The following is a 23720-nucleotide window of genomic DNA, read 5'->3' on the forward strand; positions in this document are numbered from 1 at the left end:
GGGTAGGCTGAGCCCTGCACCATCGGACCCGCGCGCCGACGAGGGCGCGCACTCTCGCGTGAGGACAGTGCATGGACCTGTACGAGTACCAGGCGCGCGACATGTTCGAGAAGCACGGCGTACCCGTGCTCCCCGGCATCGTCGCCGAGACCCCCGCCGAGGCACGCGCCGCGGCCGAGCAGCTGGGCGGCGTCGTCGTCGTCAAGGCTCAGGTCAAAGTAGGCGGGCGAGGCAAGGCGGGCGGCGTCAAGGTCGCCAAGACGCCCGAGGAGGCCGAGGCGCACGCCGAGGCGATCCTCGGCATGGACATCAAGGGGCACACCGTCCACAAGGTGATGATCGCCGCCGGCGCCGCGATCGCCGAGGAGTTCTACTTCTCCGTGCTGCTGGACCGCGCCGAGCGCCGCTACCTGGCGATGTGCTCCGTCGAGGGCGGCATGGAGATCGAGCAGCTCGCCGTCGAGCGGCCCGACGCCCTCGCGAGGGTCGCCGTCGACCCGATCGTCGGCATCGACCGCGCCAAGGCCGAGGAGATCGTCGACACCGCCGGCTTCCCCGCGGAGCTGCGCGAGGCCGTCATCGACGCGATCGAGAAGCTGTGGCTCGTCTACAAGGACGAGGACGCGACGCTGGTCGAGGTCAACCCGCTGGTGCGCACCGAGGACGGCTCGATCATCGCGCTGGACGGCAAGGTCACGATCGACGAGAACGCCGCGTTCCGCCACCCGGACCACGCCGCGCTCGAGGACAAGGCCGCGGCGGACCCGCTCGAGGCCAAGGCCAAGCACATGAACCTCAACTACGTGAAGCTCGACGGCTCCGTCGGCATCATCGGCAACGGCGCGGGCCTCGTGATGTCCACGCTCGACGTCGTCGCGTACGCGGGCGAGCAGTTCGGCGGCCAGAAGCCCGCGAACTTCCTCGACATCGGCGGCGGCGCCTCGGCCGAGGTCATGGCGAACGGCCTCGACGTCATCCTCCACGACCCGCAGGTCAAGAGCGTGTTCGTCAACGTGTTCGGCGGCATCACCTCGTGCGTCGCCGTCGCGGACGGCATCGTCGGCGCGCTCGAGTCGCTGGGCGACAAGGCGACCAAGCCTCTCGTCGTGCGCCTCGACGGCAACGCCGTCGAGGACGGCCGCGCGATCCTCGCGCACGCCGCCCACCCGCTCGTGACCATCGTCGAGACCATGGACGGCGCCGCGGCCAAGGCCGCCGAGCTCGCCGCCGCGGCCGAGTAAGGAGACACCCATGGCCATCTTCCTCACCGCAGAGTCCAAGGTCATCGTCCAGGGCATGACCGGGTCCGAGGGCATGAAGCACACCCAGCGCATGCTCGCGTCCGGCACCACCGTCGTGGGCGGCGTCAACCCGCGCAAGGCCGGAGCCGAGGTCGAGTTCCCCGGCGACGTCCTCGTGCCCGTCTACGGCACCGTCGCCGAGGCGATGGAGGCCACCGGCGCCGACGTGTCGGTGCTCTTCGTGCCGCCGCCGTTCACCAAGGCCGCCGTCATGGAGGCCGTCGACGCGGGCATGCCGCTCGTGGTCATCATCACCGAGGGCGTCCCGGTCGCCGACACGGCCGAGTTCTTCGCCTACGCGCAGTCGAAGGGCACGCGCCTCATCGGCCCCAACTGCCCGGGCCTCATCACCCCCGGCGCCTCGAACGTCGGCATCACCCCGGCCAACATCACGGGCCCCGGCAAGATCGGCCTCGTGTCGAAGTCGGGCACCCTGACCTACCAGATGATGTTCGAGCTGCGCGACCTGGGCTTCTCCACGTGCGTGGGCATCGGCGGCGACCCGATCGTCGGCACCACGCACATCGACTGCCTCGAGGCCTTCGAGAACGACCCCGACACGGCGGCGATCGTCATGATCGGCGAGATCGGCGGCGACGCCGAGGAGCGCGCCGCGGCGTACATCCAGGAGCACGTCACCAAGCCGGTCGTCGGCTACGTGGCCGGCTTCGAGGCGCCCGAGGGCAAGACCATGGGCCACGCCGGCGCCATCGTCTCCGGCTCCGTGGGCACCGCGATGGCCAAGAAGGAGGCCCTCGAGGCCGCCGGCGTCAAGGTGGGCACCACGCCCTCCGAGACCGCGCGCCTCATGCGGGAGATCCTCACCGGCTCCTGATCCAGGACGGACGATGCGGGGCCCGGGTGCGCGAGCGCCCGGGCCCCGCTTCCGTCTCCCCGACAGCGCGCACGGATCTCGCCGCGACACGCCGGACGACGGCCCTCGCATCGGCGCGCCACGCCGGCGGCGGGCGACCGTTTCCGTGCGGACTGTCGGCGGGAGGCGGGTGAGGCCGGGGCGTGGCGGTCCCGGGCATCGGCGCCGCTCCGGGCGACCATGGATGCCATGCCCGCCGACGCCCCCCGACCCGCGCGCCTCGACCGCCTCCGCGCGGCCCTGCCCGGCTGGGCGGGCGGCCTGCTCACGGGAGGCCAGGCCGTGCTGCTGTCGTACCTCGTCGTGCTCGCCCCCGCGCTCGCGGCCGTCGCGGGCGCACCCAGCCTCGACGGCTCCGCGGCCGTCGACTGGCCGGGTGCCGCGACCGTCGCGACGAGCGTGTGGCTGCTCGGGCACGGCGTCCCCGTCGCGTTCGGCGGCGCGACCATCAGCCTCATCCCGCTCGGCATGCCCCTCGTCAGCGCCGCGATCCTCGCCGCCGTCGCGCGCCGTTTCGCGGTGAAGACCTGGGCCAGCTGGGGGATCGGCGTCGCCACGTTCGCGGGCGGCGCGGCGCTCATCGGCTGGCTCGGCAGCCCCGACGGATCGCGCGAGGCCGGCGCGCTGCGCGCCGCGCTCGTGGGTGCGCTCATCGCGGCGCCCGCCGTCGCGACCGGCATCTGGCGCGCGTACGGCGCCCGCCTGCACCTGCTCGACCGCGTGCCCTCCGAGGTGCGCGCGGGCCTGCGCCTGGGCCTCGGCACGGTCGCGCTCATCGTCGCCGCGGCCTCCGCGGTCGGCGGCGCGTGGGCGGTGCTCGGGATGGACCGCATCGCGACGATCGCGTCGGAGCTGCGCATGGACCCGCTCGGCGCGGGCTCGCTCGCGATCGCCGAGACGCTCTACGTGCCGACCATGGTGTGCTGGATGGTCGCGTGGCTCGTGGGACCGGGCTTCGTCGTCGGCACCGGCTCGCTGTACGCCCCGGACACCCTCACCGCCGACGCGCTGCCGCAGCTGCCGCTGCTGGGCGCGCTGCCCTCGGGGTCGGGCGGATGGTGGACCTGGGCGCCGCTGGTCGTCGTGGCGCTCGCGGCGCTCGCCCGCGCGGCCCTGAGCCGCCGCATCGGCCTCGACTGGGCCGCCGCGCGCGCGGCCGGCGTCGCGATCGCGGTGGTCGCCGCGGGCCTCGCCGCGCTCACCGCCGCCTCGCGCGGGTCCGCCGGCCCCGGACGCCTCGAGCAGATGGGCGCCGAGATCGTGCCGGTCACGCTCATCGGCACCGCGCTCGTGGTCGCCGGCTACGGCGCCGTGTGGGCGCTCGCCGCGGGCTGGCGCTGGGTGCGGGGGAGCGTCGGCCGGGACGATGCGCCGGCGCCGGCGGCGGAACCCGTCAGGGAACCAGCTGGCCGGGCACGGTGAGGCCCCACTCCTCGAGCAGGTCGAGGTAGGACTGCTCGTACTCGTCGAGGCAGACCTGGCGCGCGGTGTTGGTGATCGCGTTGTTCTGACAGTCGACGAGCGCCTGCACCTGGTCGTGCAGGATGACGAGCCCGAAGCCGTAGAGCAGCGCGACGCCCGACGCGCCGATGCCGATCCCGAGCATGACCTTGAGCATCGGCAGCCGCGTGCCGCGCAGCATCACGAGCGCGGTGATCATGGCCGCCGCGCCCGCCGGGGCGAGCACGAGCGCGGACAGCCCCCACGTGGGCCCGAGCATCGGCACGAGCAGCATCGCGGCGAGGAGCGCGAGGCTCCACCGCACGGCTCGGCGAGCGCCGGCACCCACCTCGGGCGCGGCGTCGGGGGTGGGCGTCATGCGGCTCCCTCGGTCGGTGTGACCCCCAGCATGCCGATAGGCTCGACGCTGTGACAAACGCACCCCGTCCCCGGCGTGTCGTCGTGCTCGCCTCCGGGACAGGGTCCACGATGCGCGCCGTGCTCGAGGCCGCGCGCGACGACGCGTACGGCGCCCGCGTCGTCGGTCTGGTCACCGACAAGGACGGCGCCGGCGCGCTCGAGATCGCCCGCGAGCATGGCATCCCCACCGCCGTGGTGCGCCTCGAGGACTTCGAGTCCCGCGTCCTGTGGGACGAGGCCGTCGCCCGCACGATCGCCACCTTCGACCCCGAGCTCGTGCTGCTCGCGGGCTTCATGCGGCTGCTCGGCGAGCCCTCGCTCGCGCGCTTCGGAGGCCGCATCCTCAACACGCACCCCGCCCTGCTGCCCGCCTATCCCGGCGCGCACGGGGTGAGGGACGCCCTCGCCGGGGGAGCGAAGGTGACGGGCTGCACCGTCATCGTCGTCGACCACGGCGTGGACACCGGGCCCATCGTCGCGCAGGCGGCGGTCGAGGTCCACGACGACGACACCGAGGCCACCCTCCACGAGCGCATCAAGGAGGTCGAGCGCGGGCTCGTCGTCCGCACGCTCGGCCGCATGGCGCGCGAGGGCTGGACCGTGACAGGGCGCTCCGTCCGCATCGGAGCCCAGGAGGAACAATGACCGAGCGTCAGGCCGTGCGCCGCGCCCTCATCTCCGTCTACGACAAGACCGGCATCGACGAGCTGGCGATGGCGCTCACCCACGAGGGTGTGCAGATCGTCTCCACCGGCTCGACCGCGCAGCGCATCGCCGCCGCGGGCGTGCCCGTCACCCCGGTCGAGGAGCTCACCGGCTTCCCCGAGTGCCTCGACGGGCGCGTCAAGACGCTGCACCCGCGCGTCCACGCGGGCATCCTCGCGGACCGCCGCCTCGACGACCACGTGCGCCAGCTCGACGAGCTCGGCATCGAGCCGTTCGACCTCGTGGTGGTCAACCTCTACCCGTTCGCCGCGACCGTCGCGTCGGGCGCCGCCCCCGACGCGATCGTCGAGCAGATCGACATCGGCGGACCGTCGATGGTGCGCGCCGCCGCCAAGAACCACGCGAGCGTCGCGGTCGTCGTCGACCCCGAGGACTACGAGGGCGTCGCCAACGCCGTCGGCCACGGCGGCTTCACGCTCGCCGACCGCACCCGTCTCGCCGCGAAGGCCTTCCGCCACACCGCCGACTACGACGTCCAGGTCGCCACCTGGATGGGCGAGACCCAGGCGCCCGACGACGACGGCACCGGCCTCGCCGGCTGGATGGGCGCATCGTTCGCCCGCCAGGCGGAGCTCCGCTACGGCGAGAACCCGCACCAGGCCGCCGCGCTCTACACCGACGGCTCGGGCACCGGCATCGCCGGCGCGCGCCAGCTCCACGGCAAGGAGATGTCGTTCAACAACTACGTGGACGCCGATGCGGCGGTGCGCGCCGCGTACGACCACGCCGGCCCCGCGGTCGCCGTGATCAAGCACGCGAACCCGTGCGGCATCGCGGTCGCCGACACCATCGCCGAGGCGCACGCCAAGGCGCACGCGACGGACCCGGTCAGCGCGTTCGGCGGCGTCATCGCGTCCAACGGCGTGGTGACGGCCGATGCGGCCCGCCAGATCGCGGGGATCTTCACCGAGGTCGTCGTGGCCCCCGGCTACGAGGACGAGGCCGTCGAGATCCTCACCAAGAAGAAGAACCTGCGCATCCTCGAGATCGATCCCGCGCCGCTGTCCACCGAGTGGCGCCGCGTCACGGGCGGCCTGCTCGTCCAGGACCTCGACGCGATCGACGCGCCCGGCGACGCGCCCGCCGCGTGGCAGCACGTGGCCGGTCCGGCGGCGGACGAGGCGATGCTCGCGGACCTCGAGTTCGCGTGGCGCGCGTGCCGCGCCGTGAAGTCCAACGCGATCCTGCTCGCGAAGGACGGCGGCGCCGTCGGCATCGGCATGGGCCAGGTCAACCGCGTCGACTCGTGCCGCCTCGCGGTGAGCCGCGCGGGCGAGGAGCGGGCGGCCGGCTCGGTCGCCGCCTCCGACGCGTTCTTCCCGTTCGCGGACGGCCTCCAGGTGCTCGTCGACGGCGGCGTGCGCGCGATCGTGTCGCCCGGCGGCTCGGTGCGCGACGCCGAGGTCATCGCGGCGGCCGAGGCGGCCGGCGTCACGCTGTTCCACACCGGCACCCGCCACTTCTTCCACTAGGAGACGCGCATGGGAGAACGGACGCGCACCCCGCTCGGCCTCGCGGTCGGCGTCACGGTGGCCGTCGTCGCGATCGCGCTGTCGGGGCTCATCGTGGGCGTCGACATCGCGGTGCTCGCGCTCGCGGCCTTCGCCGCGGCGGGCGCGGTCGCGCGCATCGTCACCCCCGTGGGCCGCGCCTTCGAGGTGCGGCGGCGCGCCATCGACGTGGGCGTGCTGGCGTTCCTCGCCGCGGTGCTCGCGTTCCTGGGCCTCACCACCCCGCTGGGCTAGCGGCCAGGGGATTCCCCATGACAGATGTGAGGGAAGTGACGCAGGTCAGCTCCTGACGCGTGCGCCTTCCCGTCGTGGGGACGCACGCGTCACATCTGTCATGGGGAATCGACGGGGGTGTCAGTCCTCGATGGTCTCGACGACCTCGATCGTCACGAGGTCCTCCTCGGGCCCGAAGGCGCGGAAGAGCAGGCCCGTGATGGCCGCGCCCAGCAGCGGCGCGAGCCAGAACAGCCACAGCTGCTGGATGTGCTCGGTGCCCGAGAACAGCGCGATGCCGGTCGCGCGCGCCGGGTTGAGCGCGCCGTTGGTGAACGGGATCGCGATGAGGACGAGGAAGCCGACCGTGAGGCCGATCCCGAACGGCGCGAAGCCGGGCACCGCGCGGCCCGAGGTCATGGAGAGCACCACGGCGACGAGCAGCGCCGCGATGATCACCTCGACGATGCCGCCCGCGAGCCAGTCGAACTGGGTGGGGGAGTAGTCGGCGTAGCCGTTGGCGGCGGTCGCGAGGAACTCGCTCGCGGTGCCGAGCTGGTCGTAGAGCTCGTTGGTCGAGCGCAGTCCGTAGAAGAGGCCGCCCGCGGCGGTCGCGCCCACGAGCTGCGCGAGCACGTACGGCGCCACGTCGCGGCCGGGGAAGCGGCCCGCGAGCCACACGCCCACCGTGACGGCGGGGTTGAGGTGCGCGCCGGAGATGCCGCCGAAGATCAGCGCGGCGATGATGACGCCGAGCGCGAAGCCGAACGCGACGTTGATGCCGTCCCAGCCCAGCACGCCCGAGAACAGGGCGGCGCCCACGCCCATGAAGACGAGGATGAAGGTGCCGGCGAGCTCCGCCAGCATGCGGGACACGAGGCTCGGGCCGGTCGTGTCCTCCGCCCACACCTCCTCGGTCATCTCCTCGGTGAACTCGACGACGTCGGGCTCGTCGGCGTCGGACGCGGGGTCGAATGACGACTGGCTCATCGTTCCTCCTCACAGGCGCGCCGCGGCGGGCACGCTCTGACGCATCGTCGCACGCGCATCGTCCCCAGGCGAGGGGGCGCGCGGGGTGACGATGCGCGCTGACGTACCCGTGACGAACGGCCCGGGCGCGTGGACTAGCCTGGTGCCACCATCCCCGACGGTGTGAGGACTGACGCATGGCGAAGATCAAGGTCGAAGGCAAGGTCGTCGAGCTCGACGGCGACGAGATGACGCGGATCATCTGGCAGTTCATCAAGGACCGCCTCATCCACCCGTATCTCGACGTCGACCTCGAGTACTACGACCTCTCCATCCAGTCGCGCGACGCGACGGACGACCAGATCACCGTCGACGCGGCGAACGCCATCAAGCGCCACGGCGTGGGCGTCAAGTGCGCGACCATCACGCCCGACGAGGCGCGCGTCGAGGAGTTCGGCCTCAAGAAGATGTGGCGGTCGCCCAACGGCACGATCCGCAACATCCTCGGCGGCGTCGTGTTCCGCGAGCCGATCATCATCGACAACATCCCGCGCCTCGTGCCGGGCTGGACGCAGCCGATCGTCATCGGCCGCCACGCGCACGGCGACCAGTACCGCGCCACGGACTACAAGGTCCCCGGCGGCGGCACCGTGACCCTCACGTACACCCCCGAGGACGGCTCCGAGCCGGTCGAGATGGAGATCGTGAAGATGCCCGACGAGGGCGGCGTCGTCATGGGCATGTACAACTTCAACGAGTCCATCAAGGACTTCGCGCGCGCCTCGTTCAACTACGGCCTGCAGCGCGGCTACCCGGTCTACCTGTCGACCAAGAACACGATCCTCAAGCAGTACGACGGCGCCTTCAAGGACATCTTCGCCGACGTGTTCGAGGCCGAGTTCAAGGGCAAGTTCGACGCGGCCGGCATCACCTACGAGCACCGCCTCATCGACGACATGGTCGCCGCGGCGCTCAAGTGGGAGGGCGGCTACGTCTGGGCCTGCAAGAACTACGACGGCGACGTGCAGTCGGACACCGTCGCGCAGGGCTTCGGCTCGCTCGGCCTCATGAAGTCCGTGCTCATGACCCCGGACGGCTCGACCGTCGAGGCGGAGGCCGCTCACGGCACCGTGACGCGCCACTACCGCCAGCACCAGCAGGGCAAGCCGACGTCGACCAACCCGATCGCGTCGATCTTCGCGTGGACCGGCGGCCTCAAGCACCGCGGCAAGCTCGACTCGACCCCCGAGGTCACCGGCTTCGCCGAGACGCTCGAGGACGTCATCATCAAGACCGTCGAGTCCGGCGCGATGACCAAGGACCTCGCGCTGCTGGTCGGCCCGGACCAGGAGTGGCAGACCACCGAGGAGTTCCTCGCGACCCTCGACACCAACCTCGCGGCGCGCCTGGCCTAGGCGCGACGCCCCCATCGTCGGCGCGCCCGGCCGGGCGCGTCGTCCCCCATTCCGAAGGAGTCACGACGACGTGAGCACCACCCCCGTCAATGTCACCGTCACGGGTGCCGCCGGCCAGATCGGCTACGCCCTGCTGTTCCGCATCGCGTCGGGCCAGCTGCTCGGGCCGGACACGCCCGTGTGCCTGCGCCTGCTCGAGATCCCGCAGGCCGTCAAGGCGGCCGAGGGCACGGCGATGGAGCTCGACGACTGCGCGTTCCCGCTGCTCGACGGCGTCGACATCTTCGACGACGCGACCGCGGCCTTCGACGGCGTCAACGTGGCGCTGCTCGTGGGCGCCCGTCCGCGCGGCGCGGGCATGGAGCGCGGCGACCTGCTCGCGGCCAACGGCGGCATCTTCGGCCCGCAGGGCACGGCGATCAACGCCGGCGCGGCGGACGACGTGCGCGTCCTGGTCGTCGGCAACCCGGCGAACACCAACGCCCTCATCGCGTCGAAGCACGCGCCTGACGTGCCGGCCGAGCGCTTCACCGCGATGATGCGCCTCGACCACAACCGCGCGCTCGCGCAGCTCGCGCAGAAGGCCGGCGTGCCGGTCTCCGAGGTGTCGAAGGTGAGCATCTGGGGCAACCACTCCGCGAAGCAGTACCCGGACATCGCGCACGCGACGATCGGCGGCCGTCCCGCGGCCGAGGTCATCGGCGACGACGCGTGGGTGCGCGACACGTTCGTGCCCACGGTCGCCAAGCGCGGCGCGGCGATCATCGAGGCGCGCGGCGCGTCGTCGGCGGCCTCCGCGGCCAACGCGGCGATCGAGCACGTGCACGACTGGGTCCTCGGCACCCCCGAGGGCGAGTGGACGTCCGTGGCGCTGCCGTCGGACGGCTCGTACGGCGTGCCCGAGGGCCTCATCTCCTCGTTCCCGTGCGTCTCGAAGGACGGGAAGTGGGAGATCGTGCAGGGGCTGTCGATCGACGAGTACGCGCAGTCGCAGATCGACGTCTCCGTCGCGGAGCTCGTCGAGGAGCGCGACGCGGTGACGGAGCTCGGTCTCATCTAGTCCTGCTGTTCTGGCTGTTCTGGCTGTTCGTCGGAGGCCCCGGGGTTGTCCCCGGGGCCTTCGGCTTTGCTGGGGCGGGCCGGCGCCGTGACGCAACCGCCGTACACGATCCGGGCCGTCTCGCGTCGTGCCTGGATCGCCGGACCGAGGTCGATTCCGTACGCCGGTCGCGTCCGCGGCGGTGTGCGGAGGTGTGCGGTGCGGGCGGTGTGCGGTGGCGGCGCGCGCGGCGCGCGGGCATGCACGAACTTCGAGGAATCCGGGCGGGAACCAGGCCTTATGCTCCCGGGATCCTCGAAGTTCGCACCCCATCGGGCGAGGGTGGCGGAGCCACGCTCGGTGTGAACGCTTACATCACGGAGCGGTAACGATCGGTGAACAAGGGGTTGCGGACTGATTGTTAGTACTCTTTACTAACAAACATGGCTTCAGAGGTCACGACTCCCGCAGCGCAGCGGGGTGCGGCGCGTCAGCAGCGCTTCGCCTCCGTGGTGCGCGCCGGCGCCCGCGTCACCCCCGAGCGGGCGCGGAGCCACAACCGCGCGCTCGTCCTGCAGGAGCTGTACCGCTCCGAGGGCCTGTCCCGCGCGGACCTCGCACGCGCCGTCGGCCTCACCCGCGTCACCATCTCGGACCTCGTCGCGGACCTCATCGCGGACGACCTGGTCGTCGAGCTGGGCATCCGCACGGACGTCCGTCCCGGCAAGCCGGCCACGCTGCTCGACATCAACCGCGCGGGCTTCGCGATCGTCGCGCTCGACCTCTCGTACGACAACCTCTTCCGCGGCGTCGTCACGGACCTCGACGGCACGGTGCTCCACCGCGAGCACATGGACGTCACCGGCGTGACCGGCGCCGCCGCGGTCGACGCGGTGGGCGAGCTCCTCACCCGCCTCGTGGCCCGCGCGAACGCCCCCGTGCTCGGCATCGGCGTCGGCAGCCCCGGCATCGTGGACGATGCGGGCGTCGTCCTCTCCGCGCCGAACCTCGGCTGGTCGGACGTCCCGCTCCAGGCGGCCCTCGCGGAGCGCACCGAGCTCCCGGTCCTCGTCGCGAACGATGCCAACGCGGCCGCCCTCGCCGAGCGCACTTTCGGCGGTGCGGACGACGACACGATGCTCATCCGCGTCGGCCGAGGCGTCGGCTCCGGCCTCGTCGTCGGCGGGCGCCTCGTGCGCGGCGCCCACTCGGCCTCCGGCGAGATCGGCCACGTCGTCGTCGGCACCGACGGCGGCGAGACCTGCGCCTGCGGCAAGACGGGCTGCCTCGAGACCTGGCTCGCGATCCCGCGCCTCCAGGCCCGCCTCGAGGGCGCGGCCGACGACGCCCAGCGCCGCGCGGTCCTCGCCGCGGCCGGCGAGCGGCTCGGCATCTCGATCTCGCCCGTCGTGGGCGCGCTCAACCTGGGGGAGGTCGTCCTGTCCGGCCCCCTCGATCTTCTCGACGGCACGCTGCTCGACTCCGCCGCCGAGACGATCCGCTCCCGCACGATGGCCGACTCGCACGGCGGTCCTGCGGTACGGATGACCACCCTCGGACGCGACATCGTCGTGCTCGGGGCAGCGGTCATGGTCCTCACCGGCCAGCTGGGGGTCTTCTGACCTCGTGTCCCCACCCGTGGCAGCCCGCCACGGAACCCATTGAAGAGAAGGAACTGGAATGAAGAAGACGATGATCGGCGCGACCGCCTTCGCGGCCGCCGGCGCCATCGCGCTCGCGGGCTGCTCGACGGCCTCCGACTCGGGCTCGGACTCCTCCCCGGCCGCCAGCGACACCGCTGCGGCCGCCGAGGACATCACGCTCTGGCTCGCCGGCACGGACACCCCCGAGGCGCTCATCGAGTACCTCAAGACCGAGTACACCGACGTCAACGGCGGCTCGCTGACCGTCGAGCAGATCGGCTGGGGCGACCTCATCTCGTCGCTCACCACCGCGCTGCCCGACTCGGAGAACACCCCTGACGTCGCCGAGGTCGGCAACACCCAGGCGGCCACCTTCACCACGGTCGGCGCGTTCATGGACCTCACGGACCACTACGAGGAGCTCGGCGGCGACTCGCTGCTGCCCGGCTTCGTCGAGGCGGGCTCGATCGGCGACTCGGTCTACGCCCTCCCGTACTACTTCGGCTCGCGCGCGGTCTTCTACCGCCAGGACATCTACGAGGCCGCGGGCGTCGAGGTGCCCACCACCCTCGCGGAGTACACCGAGGTCAACAAGAAGATGCTCGACGAGGGCGTCGGCGGCGCCTACCTGGCGGGCCGCGACTGGCGCTCGGCCATCTCGTGGATCTTCGCCAACGGCGGCGACATCGCCGAGTACGACGGCTCCGAGTGGCACGCCACCCTCGACAGCCCCGAGGCGATCGCGGGCGTCGAGCAGTGGCAGGAGCTCTTCGAGACCGGCAACGTGGCGCAGCCCACCGACGACGACACCACCACCTACTCGGCCATCAACGACGACTTCCTCTCGGGCACGCCCGCGTCGTCGACCCTCGCGCCGAGCTGGGCGACCTGGACCCTGGGCGACTTCGACGAGGAGACCGAGGGCTACGTGTGGAACTCCGAGACCTTCGGCGTCTACGCGCTCCCGGGCGTCGACGGCGGTGCGGCCCCGGTGTTCGCCGGCGGCTCGAACATCGGCGTCTCGGCCGCGACGCAGCACGTCGACGGCGCGCTCGACCTCATGGAGATCATCTTCTCGGACGAGTACCAGACGATGCTCGCGGAGAACGGCATGGGCCCGGCGAACCTCGACTTCGCGGACACCTACATCGAGAACTCCACGTTCGAGGGCGTCAACGAGATCGCCTTCGAGGCCGCGTCGAACGCGAAGCTCACCCCGGCCGCGGCCGGCTGGGCCAGCGTCGAGGAGGCCGGCATCATGGAGGACTTCTTCCAGGCCGTCGCCGAGGGCGGTGACGTCACCAAGCTCGCCGTCGAGGCCAACGCCAAGATCGACGAGCTGATCAACGGCTAAGTCCCTTCCGAGCGGCTCGACCGCTCCCGCATGGGCCCGGGTGTACCCCGCACCCGGGCCCGTGTCATGGGCGGACCCGCCCACCAGACCCACCTCAGCACCACCTCAGCACCCTCGAGAGGCACACCATGACCACCACCGTGACGGCGCCGGAGGCGACGGGGAGGCAGGAGCCTGCCGCGCCCCGCCACCGCAAGCGGCGCCCGAAGCTGCCGTACGCGCTGCTGATCCCCGCGATCGCGACGCTGCTCATCGGCCTCGGCTACCCGGTCACCTGGCAGATCATCAACTCCTTCAAGGAGTACGGGCTCGCCCAGCAGTTCGGGCAGCCGGCCGAGTTCATCGGCCTGCAGAACTACCTCGACCTCTTCACCGACTCCGTCTTCTGGACGATCGCCCTCCGCTCGGTCGCCTTCATGGCCGGCACCGCGCTGCTCACCATGGGCATCGGCATCGCCCTTGCGCTCCTCATGAAGGCCATCCCCGCGTGGTCGCGCATCGTGCTCCAGGTCGCGATGCTGCTGGCCTGGGCGATGCCCATCGTGGCGCAGATGACCGTGGCGAACTGGCTCATCGACGACCGCAACGGCGTGGTCAACTACGTGCTGTCGCTCATCCCCGGCGTCGACTACATCGGCCACAACTGGCTCATCGAGCCCCTCAGCTTCTTCGGCGTCGCGATGACGATCATCACGTGGGCCTCGGTGCCCTTCGTGGCGTTCTCCGTCTACGCGGGCCTCACCCAGGTCTCCGAGGAGGTCCTCGAGGCCGCGTCGCTCGACGGCGCCAGCCGCTCTCAGACGCTGCGCATGGTGATCGTGCCGATCATCCGCCCCGTCCTCGTCATCCTGCTGCTCCTCCAGCTCATCTGGGACCTGCGCGTGTTCGCGCAGATCCAGCTGCTGCAGGACTTCGGCGCGGCGGGCGAGCGCTACGACCTGCTCGGCACCTACATCTACGGGCTCGGCATCGGCCAGAGCCAGTTCGGCATGGCGGCCGCGGCGGCCATGGTCGTGATGGCGCTCACCCTCGCGATCAGCTGGGGCTACGTGCGCAACATGATCAAGGAGGACCAGGAGTCATGAACCGCACCATCCTGCGCGCCGGCGGCGCCACCCTCGCCGTCGTCCTCGCCGCGATCTGGGCCTTCCCGGTCTACTGGATGATCAACACGTCCTTCCAGACGCCGGCGACGATCAACAAGCTCAGCCCGACCTTCCTGCCGCTCGACGGCACGCTGAAGAACTACCGCGAGGTGCTCGCGGACAACAGCTTCAGCGCCGCGCTCGGCATGTCGCTCACCGTCACCGCGATCGCGCTCGTGCTGTGCGTGCTCTACGCGGTGCTCGCGGCCCTCGCGATCGCCCGCTTCCGCTTCCGCGGCCGCAAGACGTTCGTGCTCGCGATCATCGTGGTGCAGATGCTCCCTGCCGAGGCGATGTTCATCGCGCAGTACAAGATGCTCGCCTCCGCCAACCTCCTCAACTCGGTCATCGGCGTCACGGTCATCTACCTCGCGATGGTGGTGCCGTTCACGACGTGGATGCTGCGCGGCTTCGTCGCGGGCGTCCCCGTCGACCTCGAGGAGGCGGCCATGATCGACGGCTGCACCCGGATGGGCGCCTTCCGTCGCGTCACGTTCCCGCTGCTCGCGCCGGGCCTGGTCGCGTCGGGCGTGTTCGCCTTCGTCCAGGTGTGGAACGAGTTCGCGCTCGCGTCGATCATCCTCACCGAGAACCAGAAGGCCACGCTGCCGCTGTGGCTGCGCGACTTCGCCCAGACCTCCAACCTCGGCGTCACCGAGTGGGGCCAGGTCATGGCCGGCTCCGTGCTCGTCGCGATCCCGGTGATCGTGTTCTTCATGATCGTCCAGGGCCGCATGGCGCAGGGCCTCGTGGGCGGCGCGGTCAAGGGATGAGCGCCACGATGAACCCGCTCGCCCCCCTCATGCCCGGCTTCGTCGGGCACACGCTCCCGGACTGGCTCGAGCGGCGCCTGCGCGACGGGCTCGGCGGCGTGTGCCTGTTCGCGGCCAACGTCGAGTCGCCCGCGCAGCTGCGGGCCCTCACCGACGCGATCCACGCGGCCAACCCTCACGCGGTCGTGTCGATCGACGAGGAGGGCGGCGACGTCTCGCGCCTGTACCAGGCGGTCGGCTCGCCTTTCCCCGGCAACGCGGTGCTCGGACGGATGGACGATGCGGCGGCCACCGAGGCCGTCGCGGCCCGGGTGGGCGCGGAGCTCGCCGCGGCGGGCGTGGACCTCACCCTGGCCCCGGACGTCGACGTCAACGCGGACCCCCGCAACCCCGTCATCGGCATCCGCAGCTTCGGCACGGACCCCGCGCTCGTGTCCCGTCACTCGGCGGCCTGGGTCGCCGGCGTCCAGGCGCAGGGCGTGTCGGCGTGCGCGAAGCACTTCCCCGGGCACGGCGACACGGCCAAGGACTCGCACCTCGACCTGCCGACGGTCGAGGCGGACGCGGAGACGCTCCACGCCCGCGACCTGCCGCCGTTCGTGGCGTCGCTCGACGCGGGCGTCGCGACCGTCATGACGTCGCACATCATGGTGCCCGCGCTCGACCCCGAGCTGCCCGCGACGTTCTCGCGGCCGATCCTCCAGGGGCTGCTGCGGGCGGGCCTCGGCTTCGACGGCGTCATCGTCACCGACGCGCTCGACATGAAGGGCGCGTGCGAGGGCCGGGGCATCCCGGCCGCCGCGGTCCTCGCGCTCGCGGCGGGCGCCGACCTGCTGTGCCTCGGCTCGGTCAACCCCGACGAGGAGATCGGCGAGATCGCCTCCGCGATCGAGGCCGCCGTCGCGGACGGCTCCCTCGACGAGGCCCGCGTGATCGAGGCCTCGGAGCGGTGCGCCGCGCTGGGGCGGGCCCACGCCGAGCGCCGGGCCGCCGCATCGTCCGCCGTCCCGGAGATCGTGGGGGCCGCCGCCGTGCGCGCCACCTTCGAGGTCTCGGACGCGGCCGCCGCCGCGCTCGCCGCGGACCGGCCGCGGGTGTGGTTGCGCCTCGAGCCCGCCGCGAACGTGGCCGTCGGCAACGCGCCGTGGGGTCCCTTCGCGGCCGGGGTGGAGGCCGCGGCGACGCTGGGGCCGCACGACGACCCCGCATCGTTCGCGGCCGCCGTGCCCGACGGTGCCCTCGCGGTCGTCGTGGGCAAGGACAACCACCGCCACCCGTGGGCCCTGGCCGCGATCGACGCGGTGCGCGGACGGGGGGACACCGTGGTGGTAGACATGGGCTGGCCCGGCGACGTGGCCGCCGATGTCGCCACCTACGGAGCGTCGCGCCTGGTAGGCGACGCGCTCCTCGAGCTGATCGGACACTGACATGCATCTGGGAATCGACATCGGTGGCACCAAGACCGATGCCGTGGTCGTCGACGCCGCCGGCGTCGTCCGGTCCCGCCACCGCCTCCCGTCGGGCCAGGGCGGCGACGCGGTCGTGGCGGCCGCGCTCGAGGCGTCGCGGATCGCGTGCGAGCAGGCCGGCGTGCGCCCGGACGAGGTGACGGTCGGCATCGGCACCCCGGGCACCGTGGTCGACGGCGTGGTGTCCCACGCCCTCAACCTCGGCGTCGACCGGGTCGACCTCGCGGCGGAGTTCGCCGCCGGCTGGGGCACGCGCCCCGAGGTCGACAACGACGTCAACGTGGCCGCGCTCGGCGCGTGGGTGCTCGCCGGCGACGGCGCGCACCGCTCGATGGCGTACCTCAACCTCGGCACCGGCCTCGCGGCGGGGCTCGTGCTCGGCGGCCGGGTGTGGCGCGGTGCGCGCGGCGCGGCCGGCGAGATCGGGCACATCTCCGTCGACCCCGCCGGGCCCGTCGGCTCGGACGGGCTGCCCGGCGGCCTCGAGACCTACGCCTCCGGTTCGGGCCTCATGCTCCAGTGGGGCGTCGAGGGCACGAGCGGCCGCGACGTGGTCGCGGCGGCCGAGGCGGGCGACGCCCGGGCGCGGGAGATCTGCGACCGCGCCTACTACGGGCTCGCCTCGTGCGTGCGGGTCCTGGTCCTCACGCTCGACGTCGACGAGGTCGTCGTCGGCGGCGGCATGACGGCCTGGGGAGAGGACCTCATGGCGGGCGCGACCCGCATCCTCGACGCGTGGGCGGCCACGAGCCCGTTCCTCGCGTCGCTGCAGCTGTCGCAGCGCATGCGGCGGCTCGAGATGGACGTTCCGGTGGCCGCGATCGGCGCCGCGATGCTGGGAGGTGGACGTGGCTGAGGTCATCGTTCTGGAGACGCCCGCGGAGGCGGGCACGTTCGTCGCGGCGCACATCGCCGCGCAGGTGCGGCGGGAGCCCGCGTTCACGCTCGGCGTGGCGACCGGGTCGACGCCGCTGCCGGTCTACGAGGGCCTGCGCGCCGAGCGCGACGCGGGCACCGACTTCACGCGGATGTCCGCGTTCGCGCTCGACGAGTACGTGGGGCTGCCCGCGGGCCACCCCGAGAGCTACCGCGCGGTGGTCGACCGCGAGGTCACCGAGCCGCTCGGGCTGGACCCGGCCCGGGTGCACGTGCCCGACGGCTCGGCCGCGGGCATCGAGACCGCCGGCGAGCGCTACGAGGCCGCGATCGAGGCCCACGGCGGCGTCGACCTCCAGCTGCTCGGGATCGGCCGCACGGGCCACCTGGGCTTCAACGAGCCCGGCTCGTCCTTCGGCTCGCTCACCCGCGTCAAGACGCTGACCGAGCGCACCCGCCTCGACAACGCGCGCTTCTTCGACTCGCTCGACGAGGTGCCCATCCACTGCGTCACGCAGGGCCTCGGCACCATCCTGCGCGCGCGTCACCTCGTGCTGCTCGCGTTCGGCGAGTCCAAGGCGGAGGCGCTCGCCGCGGCCGTCGAGGGCCCGGTGTCCGCGTCGATGCCGGGCTCCGCGATCCAGCTCCACCAGCGGGTCACCGTGGTGGTCGACACGGCGGCCGCCTCGCAGCTGCGCTTCGCCGACTACTACCGTTGGGCGCAGGACCACAAGCCGGAGTGGCAGGGGATCTGATCGTGGCGGGCTTCACCGACATCCATTCCCATGGCGGCGGCGGGCACGACTACGGCAGCAGCGTCGAGGGCACCCGGGCCGCGCTCGCGGCGCATCGTGCCCACGGCACGGGTCGCATCGTCGCCTCGCTCGTGTCGGCGCCGGCGGACGAGATCGCGCGTGCGGTCGGCGTGATCCGCGAGGTCATGGGCGAGGACGACGGGCTGCTCGGCGTGCACCTCGAGGGTCCGTTCCTCGCGCCGGCGCGCAAGGGCGCGCACGATCCGCACGCGCTCGCGGTGCCCACGCCCGACGCCGTCGCGGCGCTGCTCGAGGCCTGCGACGGGGCGATGCGCCAGATCACCATGGCACCCGAGCTTCCCGGCGCTCTCGGCGCGATAGAGACGCTGGTCGCGCACGGCGTCGTGGTCGCGGTGGGGCACAGCGAGTGCACCGCGGACGAGGCCCGCGCGGCCTTCGACCGCGGCGCGACGCTCATCACCCACGGCTTCAACGCGATGCGGCCGATCATGGGCCGCGAGCCAGGCCCGCTCGGCGCCGCGCTCGACGACCCGCGCGTCTTCATCGAGGTCATCGCCGACGGCATCCACGTCCACCCGTCCAACATCGCGACGCTGTTCCGTGCCGCGCCGGGCCGGGTGGTGCTCGTGACGGACGCGATGAGCGCGGCCGCGGCGGCGCCCGGGCGCTACGTGCTCGGCGGGCTCGACGTCGACGTCACGCCCGACGGCCGCGCGGTGCTCGCCGGCACCGACACGCTGGCCGGGTCGACGCTCACCATGGACCGCGCGGTCTCGGTGTGCGTCGAGGCGGGCGTGCCCCGCGACGAGGCCCTCGCCGCCGCATCGTCCACCCCCGAGCGGGTGCTCGGCCTCGCCTGAGCGGGGACCTCTCCACGCACGTTCCTCCGGGGGCCGCCCGAACCGGGCCTGAAGCCGCGACACGCCGACGACACGCCCGCGGCGAGGTGGGGGAGCGCCCCACCCGGGTGGAGAGGCAACCGGGGTGGCGGCTACTTGAAGACGATGGTCCGGTGGCCGTCGAGCAGCACGCGGTGCTCGGCGTGCCAGCGCACCGCGCGGGCCAGCGCGCGCCGCTCGACGTCCGCGCCGATCGCGGTGAGCGCCTCGGGCGTGTACGTGTGGTCGACGCGCTCGACGTCCTGCTCGATGATCGGGCCCTCGTCGAGGTCCGACGTGACGTAGTGCGCGGTCGCGCCGATGAGCTTGACGCCGCGGTCGTGCGCCTGGAAGTACGGGCGCGCGCCCTTGAAGCTCGGCAGGAACGAGTGGTGGATGTTGATGATCCGCCCGCGCAGCGCGTCCGACAGCTCGGGGGAGAGGATCTGCATGTAGCGCGCGAGCACCACGAGCTCCGCGTCGAGCTCCTCGACCAGCGCGAGCAGCGCGGCCTCCGCCTCGGCCTTGGTGTCGGGCGTCACGGGGATGTGGTGGAACGGCTTGCCGTAGAACTCGGCGAGCTCGCGCAGCGTCGTGTGGTTGCCGACGACGCCGACGATGTCGACCGGCAGCGTCTTCGCGCGCTCGCGGAACAGCAGGTCGTTCACGCAGTGCGCGGTCTTCGACACCATGACGATGGTGCGCATCCGGCGGCCCGCGACGTCGAGGTTCCACGTCATCTCGAAGCGCTCGGCGATGCCTCCCACCGCCGCCTCGAGCTCCTCCACCGGCGCGGCCGACGAGAACTCCACGCGCATGAAGAACAGGCCCGTGTCGGGGTCGCCGAACTGCTGCGACTCGGTGATGTTGCCGTCGTGGTCGGCGAGCACGCCGGAGACCGCGTGGACGATGCCGGGGCGGTCGGGGCAGGACAGGCTGAGGACCCAGGAGGAGGCGTCGGTCATGACGCCCAAGATTACCGGGAACGACGCGCGCGTCCCACGGGGCGTCCGCGCGCGTGGCGGGGCCCCGGACGTGCCAGGATGGAGCCATGAGCGAGGGCGACGAGATCCGGATCGACGTGGTGAGCACCGCCGACGCGGGCGAGCTCCTGACGGTGCGCCGCGCGGCGTTCGTCTCCGAGGCGCAGATCTTCAACGATCCCAACATCCCCGCGCTCACGCAGACCCTCGACGAGCTGATCGTGGACCTCCAGGACGACGGCGTCATCACGCTGGGCGCGTGGATGGGTCACCGCCTCATCGGGTCGATCCGCGTGGGCCTCGAGAACGGCAAGGCCACCATCGGCCGGCTCGCGGTCGCGCCCGACCAGCAGGGCCAGGGCATCGGCACGCAGCTGCTGTTCGCGGTGCTCGGCTACCTGCCCGAGGACACCAAGGAGGTCTGGGTCTTCACCGGCCAGAACTCCAAGCACAACATCACGATGTACAACAAGGCCGGGTACGAGCACCAGTTCGACCAGGTCGCCGGCGACCTCACCTACGCGTACCTGCGCAAGGTGCTCGAGGCCGGCGCGATCGTCGACGACGAGGACGACGCGGAGGACACCGCGGCCTCCTCGGAGGGCTGAGCCCGGGACCGCTGAGGAGGGGCGATGACCTGGTACGACACCGTCATCGTCGAGCCCGGGCGGGCGCCCACGCTGTGGCTCCTCATCGGCTTCGTGCTCACCTTCGCGATCACCCGCGGCGTCACCCGCCGCATCCGCGCGCGCGAGCACGCCGTCGCGATCGGTGAGGCGGAGCCGTCCGAGGGCGGCCTGCTGTCCAACATCCACCTCGGCGGCGTCCACGTCCACCACCAGGTGTGGGGCATCCTGCTCGTGCTCGTCACCGGCGTGCTCCAGTTCCGCTTCGCGCCCGACTCGCCCTGGGTCGAGGTCCTCGCGGCGCTGTTCGGCGCCGGCGCGGCGCTCGCGCTCGACGAGTTCGCGCTGTGGCTCCACCTCGAGGACGTCTACTGGTCCGCGGAGGGGCGCAAGTCCATCGACGCGATCCTCATCGCCTCGGTGCTCGCGCTGGCGCTGCTGCTCGGCACCTCGCCCGTCGGGGTGAGCCCCGAGGACGCGGGCTCGTGGTGGGCCTTCGCGATCACGCTCGCGATCCACTTCGCGTTCGTCATCCTCAGCGCGCTCAAGGGCAAGCGGATCACCGCGCTCATCGGGGTCGTCGTGCCGCTGGTCGCCTCCCTCGGCGCGATCCGGCTCGCGAAGCCCACCTCGTTCTGGGCGCGCCGCCGCTACGGCGACGCGAAGATGGAGCGCGCGCGCCGCCGCTACTCCGAGGAGTACCAGGCGCGCTGGGACCGCATCCGCGACCGCATCGGCGGCAGCCACGGCACCCGCCTGGGCGCCGCCGTGGAGCGGCGGGTGAGCGAGGGCTTCGCCCACGCCACGCGGGACGATGCGCCGGTCGCCGCCCCGGACCACGGCCCGGACGCCGCGGGTCGGGGCGCCTCCGGCTGAGGCCGCGCGGCGCTCGCGGGCGTTGCTAGACTCGGGCCTGCCGCAACTGGCGCAGTGGGCTCACCCACAGGGAGCGGCAAGGAGTACAGACGACTGCTGGTCGCACGCCTGGGCCACTGGTCACCGGAATCACGCATGCCGGCGACCCTGCCGGCGGACAGACAAGGACAGTCATGACGACCGACTCCAGCGCCACCGCTGCGGTGATGAACGCCACGCTGCAGGACTTCGACCCCGAGATCGCTCAGGTCCTCGACCGCGAGCTCGACCGCCAGCGCACCTACCTCGAGATGATCGCGTCCGAGAACTTCGTGCCGCGCTCCGTGCTCCAGGCCCAGGGCTCCGTGCTCACCAACAAGTACGCCGAGGGCTACCCCGGCCGCCGCTACTACGGCGGCTGCGAGGAGGTCGACGTCGCGGAGACCATCGCGATCGAGCGCGCGAAGTCGCTGTTCGGGGCCGAGTACGCGAACGTCCAGCCCCACTCGGGCGCCACCGCCAACGCCGCGGTGCTGCACGCCCTCATCAACGCCGGCGACAAGATCATGGGCCTGTCGCTCGCGCATGGCGGCCACCTCACGCACGGCATGAAGCTCAACTTCTCCGGCAAGCTCTACGACGTCGCCGCGTACGGCCTCGACGAGCAGACCCACCGCATCGAGATGGAGCAGGTGCGCGAGCAGGCCCTCGCCGAGCGCCCCGACGTCATCATCGCCGGCTGGTCGGCCTACCCCCGCCACCTCGACTTCGCCGCCTTCCGCTCGATCGCGGACGAGGTGGGCGCCAAGCTGTGGACCGACATGGCGCACTTCGCCGGTCTCGTCGCCGCGGGCCTGCACCCCAGCCCCGTGCCGCACTCGGACGTGGTCTCGACCACCATCCACAAGACCATCGGCGGCCCGCGCTCGGGCATGATCGTCGCGCGCGACACCGTGCTCGCGAAAAAGCTCAACTCGGCCGTGTTCCCGGGCCAGCAGGGCGGCCCGCTCATGCACGTCATCGCGGCCAAGGCGGTCGCGCTCAAGGCCGCGGCCGGCGAGGAGTTCAAGGAGCGCCAGGAGCGGGTGCTCGAGGGCGCCCGCATCATCGCCGAGCGCCTCACCTCGCCCGACGCGATCGAGGCCGGCGTCAACGTCGTCACGGGCGGCACCGACGTCCACCTCGTCCTCGCGGACCTGCGCCACTCGCCGCTCGACGGCCAGCAGGCGGAGGACCTCCTCCACGAGGTCGGCATCACCGTCAACCGCAACGCCGTCCCGTTCGACCCCCGCCCGCCGATGGTCACCTCGGGCGTGCGCATCGGCACCGCGGCCCTCGCGAGCCGCGGCTTCGGCGCCGAGGAGTTCACCGAGGTCGCCGACGTCATCGCCACCGCGCTCAAGGGCGGCGCCAACGTCCAGGCGCTGCGCGCCCGCGTCGCGCGCCTCGCGGACGACTTCCCGCTGTACGAGGGCCTCGCGCAGTAATGGCGCAGGTTCTCGACGGCAAGGCCACCGCGGCCGCCATCAAGGCCGAGCTCGCCGAGCGGGTGACGGCGCTGCGCGAGCGCGGCGTCGTCCCCGGCCTCGGCACGCTGCTCGTCGGCGACGACCCGGGCTCGACCTGGTACGTCAACGGCAAGCACGCCGACTGCGCCGAGGTGGGCATCGCCTCCATCCGCGAGGACCTGCCCGGCACGGCCACGCAGGAGGAGATCGAGGCGGCGGTCGAGCGGCTCAACGCCAACCCCGACTGCACGGGCTTCATCGTTCAGCTGCCGCTGCCGAAGGGCATCGACACCAACCGCGTGCTCGAGCTCGTCGACCCCGACAAGGACGCGGACGGCCTGCACCCGACCAACCTCGGCCGCCTCGTGCTGCGGATCTCCGAGGAGATCGAGTCGAGCCTGCCGTGCACGCCCAAGGGCATCATCGAGCTCATGACCCGCCACGGCGTCGACCTGCGCGGCAAGGAGGTCGTGGTCGTGGGCCGCGGCACCACCGTCGGCCGCTCGATCGGCCTGCTGCTCACGCGCAAGGACGTCAACGCGACCGTGACGCTGTGCCACACCGGCACGGCGGACCTCGCGGCGCACACCCGCGTCGCGGACGTCGTCATCGCGGCCGCCGGCGTGCCCGGCATCGTCTCCGCGGACATGGTCAAGGACGGCGCCGTGCTCGTCGACGTGGGCGTCTCCCGGGTCACGGACCCCGAGACCGGCAAGTCCCGCGTGGCCGGGGACATCGCCCTCGAGGCCCGCGAGAAGGCCTCCTGGTACTCGCCGAACCCCGGCGGCGTGGGCCCGATGACCCGCGCGATGCTGCTGAGCAACGTGGTCGAGAGCGCGGAGCGCGCGCTCGCCTGACGCGCGCATCGTCCGTCGACTCGCGATGGCCCGTCGACTCGCGATGGCCCGTCGACTCCCAATGACGGA

23 protein-coding genes and 1 riboswitch are annotated in these 23720 nt (G+C 72.4%); of the genes, 20 read left to right on the forward strand and 3 right to left on the reverse strand.

Annotation, left to right across the window (positions count from 1 at the left end):
- Positions 1-71: 71 nt before the first annotated feature.
- From sucC to AOM07_RS06335, 3 genes are all read left to right on the forward strand, one after another.
- Entirely contained in the window at positions 72-1241 is a 1170-nt protein-coding gene (sucC, locus tag AOM07_RS06325) for an ADP-forming succinate--CoA ligase subunit beta (protein WP_062311969.1), read from the forward strand.
- A 10-nt stretch (positions 1242-1251) separates the two neighbouring features.
- Entirely contained in the window at positions 1252-2136 is an 885-nt protein-coding gene (sucD, locus tag AOM07_RS06330; protein ID WP_062311970.1) for a succinate--CoA ligase subunit alpha, read from the forward strand.
- 228 nt (positions 2137-2364) lie between these two features.
- Positions 2365-3597 (forward strand): cell division protein PerM, encoded by a 1233-nt coding sequence (locus AOM07_RS06335; protein ID WP_062311971.1) that lies wholly within the window; start codon positions 2365-2367, stop codon positions 3595-3597.
- On the opposite strand, the gene AOM07_RS06340 is transcribed toward AOM07_RS06335, so the two are convergent.
- Entirely contained in the window at positions 3569-3994 is a 426-nt protein-coding gene (locus AOM07_RS06340; RefSeq protein ID WP_062311972.1) for a hypothetical protein, read from the reverse strand. The two genes, AOM07_RS06335 and AOM07_RS06340, sit on opposite strands and share 29 nt — an antisense overlap.
- 50 nt (positions 3995-4044) lie before the next feature.
- Between AOM07_RS06340 and purN the strand changes: the two genes are divergently transcribed.
- The 3 genes from purN to AOM07_RS06355 are packed head-to-tail and all read left to right on the forward strand — an operon-like array spanning position 4045 to position 6506.
- On the forward strand, positions 4045-4680 hold the full coding sequence (gene purN / locus AOM07_RS06345; protein WP_062311973.1) for a phosphoribosylglycinamide formyltransferase: 636 nt from the start codon (positions 4045-4047) through the stop codon (positions 4678-4680).
- Complete coding sequence (gene purH, locus AOM07_RS06350; protein WP_062311974.1) at positions 4677-6233, forward strand: bifunctional phosphoribosylaminoimidazolecarboxamide formyltransferase/IMP cyclohydrolase; 1557 nt, start codon at positions 4677-4679, stop codon at positions 6231-6233. Before purN ends, purH begins: the two co-directional genes overlap by 4 nt.
- Before the next feature lie 9 nt (positions 6234-6242).
- Positions 6243-6506, forward strand: coding sequence for a hypothetical protein (locus AOM07_RS06355; RefSeq protein WP_062311975.1), 264 nt, complete (start codon positions 6243-6245; stop codon positions 6504-6506).
- A gap of 120 nt (positions 6507-6626) precedes the next feature.
- Here AOM07_RS06355 and AOM07_RS06360 read toward each other — a convergent pair whose 3' ends face one another.
- Positions 6627-7475, reverse strand: coding sequence for an aquaporin (locus AOM07_RS06360; RefSeq protein ID WP_062311976.1), 849 nt, complete (start codon positions 7473-7475; stop codon positions 6627-6629).
- 176 nt (positions 7476-7651) lie between these two features.
- Between AOM07_RS06360 and AOM07_RS06365 the strand changes: the two genes are divergently transcribed.
- From AOM07_RS06365 to AOM07_RS06410, 10 genes are all read left to right on the forward strand, one after another.
- Positions 7652-8869 (forward strand): NADP-dependent isocitrate dehydrogenase, encoded by a 1218-nt coding sequence (locus AOM07_RS06365; protein WP_062311977.1) that lies wholly within the window; start codon positions 7652-7654, stop codon positions 8867-8869.
- Between the two features lie 70 nt (positions 8870-8939).
- Complete coding sequence (locus AOM07_RS06370; RefSeq protein WP_062311978.1) at positions 8940-9929, forward strand: malate dehydrogenase; 990 nt, start codon at positions 8940-8942, stop codon at positions 9927-9929.
- A 422-nt stretch (positions 9930-10351) separates the two neighbouring features.
- A complete protein-coding gene (locus tag AOM07_RS06375) occupies positions 10352-11530 on the forward strand; it encodes an ROK family transcriptional regulator (RefSeq protein ID WP_084830150.1) in 1179 nt (392 codons plus the stop codon).
- A gap of 58 nt (positions 11531-11588) precedes the next feature.
- Complete coding sequence (locus AOM07_RS06380) at positions 11589-12905, forward strand: extracellular solute-binding protein (RefSeq protein ID WP_082227031.1); 1317 nt, start codon at positions 11589-11591, stop codon at positions 12903-12905.
- A gap of 128 nt (positions 12906-13033) precedes the next feature.
- Positions 13034-13990, forward strand: coding sequence for a carbohydrate ABC transporter permease (locus tag AOM07_RS06385; protein WP_062311980.1), 957 nt, complete (start codon positions 13034-13036; stop codon positions 13988-13990).
- The gene (locus AOM07_RS06390; RefSeq protein WP_062311981.1) at positions 13987-14823 is read left to right on the forward strand and encodes a carbohydrate ABC transporter permease; all 837 of its coding nucleotides are present in this window, start codon (positions 13987-13989) and stop codon (positions 14821-14823) included. The genes AOM07_RS06385 and AOM07_RS06390 overlap by 4 nt, the downstream gene beginning before the upstream one ends.
- On the forward strand, positions 14820-16250 hold the full coding sequence (locus AOM07_RS06395; protein ID WP_084830151.1) for a glycoside hydrolase family 3 N-terminal domain-containing protein: 1431 nt from the start codon (positions 14820-14822) through the stop codon (positions 16248-16250). Before AOM07_RS06390 ends, AOM07_RS06395 begins: the two co-directional genes overlap by 4 nt.
- Position 16251: 1 nt before the next feature.
- Complete coding sequence (locus AOM07_RS06400; protein WP_062311983.1) at positions 16252-17148, forward strand: ROK family protein; 897 nt, start codon at positions 16252-16254, stop codon at positions 17146-17148.
- Positions 17141-17923, forward strand: coding sequence for a glucosamine-6-phosphate deaminase (locus AOM07_RS06405; RefSeq protein ID WP_062311984.1), 783 nt, complete (start codon positions 17141-17143; stop codon positions 17921-17923). Before AOM07_RS06400 ends, AOM07_RS06405 begins: the two co-directional genes overlap by 8 nt.
- 2 nt (positions 17924-17925) lie before the next feature.
- On the forward strand, positions 17926-18804 hold the full coding sequence (locus tag AOM07_RS06410) for an N-acetylglucosamine-6-phosphate deacetylase (protein WP_228374394.1): 879 nt from the start codon (positions 17926-17928) through the stop codon (positions 18802-18804).
- A 131-nt stretch (positions 18805-18935) separates the two neighbouring features.
- Here the strand turns inward: AOM07_RS06410 and purU are convergent, their stop codons facing one another.
- Complete coding sequence (gene purU, locus AOM07_RS06415; protein ID WP_062311986.1) at positions 18936-19787, reverse strand: formyltetrahydrofolate deformylase; 852 nt, start codon at positions 19785-19787, stop codon at positions 18936-18938.
- Between the two features lie 86 nt (positions 19788-19873).
- Between purU and AOM07_RS06420 the strand changes: the two genes are divergently transcribed.
- The 4 genes from AOM07_RS06420 (at position 19874) to AOM07_RS06435 (ending at position 23651) form a co-directional block, all read left to right on the forward strand.
- Positions 19874-20413, forward strand: coding sequence for a GNAT family N-acetyltransferase (locus tag AOM07_RS06420; RefSeq protein ID WP_062311987.1), 540 nt, complete (start codon positions 19874-19876; stop codon positions 20411-20413).
- Positions 20414-20437: 24 nt separating this feature from the next.
- The gene (locus tag AOM07_RS06425; protein ID WP_062311988.1) at positions 20438-21307 is read left to right on the forward strand and encodes a hypothetical protein; all 870 of its coding nucleotides are present in this window, start codon (positions 20438-20440) and stop codon (positions 21305-21307) included.
- 32 nt (positions 21308-21339) lie between these two features.
- Positions 21340-21428, forward strand: a riboswitch (ZMP/ZTP riboswitch).
- A gap of 52 nt (positions 21429-21480) precedes the next feature.
- Entirely contained in the window at positions 21481-22773 is a 1293-nt protein-coding gene (glyA, locus tag AOM07_RS06430) for a serine hydroxymethyltransferase (RefSeq protein WP_062311989.1), read from the forward strand.
- Positions 22773-23651 carry a bifunctional methylenetetrahydrofolate dehydrogenase/methenyltetrahydrofolate cyclohydrolase gene (locus AOM07_RS06435; RefSeq protein ID WP_062311990.1) on the forward strand — a complete coding sequence of 293 codons (879 nt, stop codon included), beginning with the start codon at positions 22773-22775 and terminating at the stop codon, positions 23649-23651. Before glyA ends, AOM07_RS06435 begins: the two co-directional genes overlap by 1 nt.
- The last annotated feature ends 69 nt before the right edge of the window (positions 23652-23720 follow it).

The sequence above is a fragment of the Demequina rhizosphaerae genome (assembly GCF_000971255.1).
Taxonomy (GTDB): Bacteria; Actinomycetota; Actinomycetes; order Actinomycetales; family Demequinaceae; genus Demequina; species Demequina rhizosphaerae.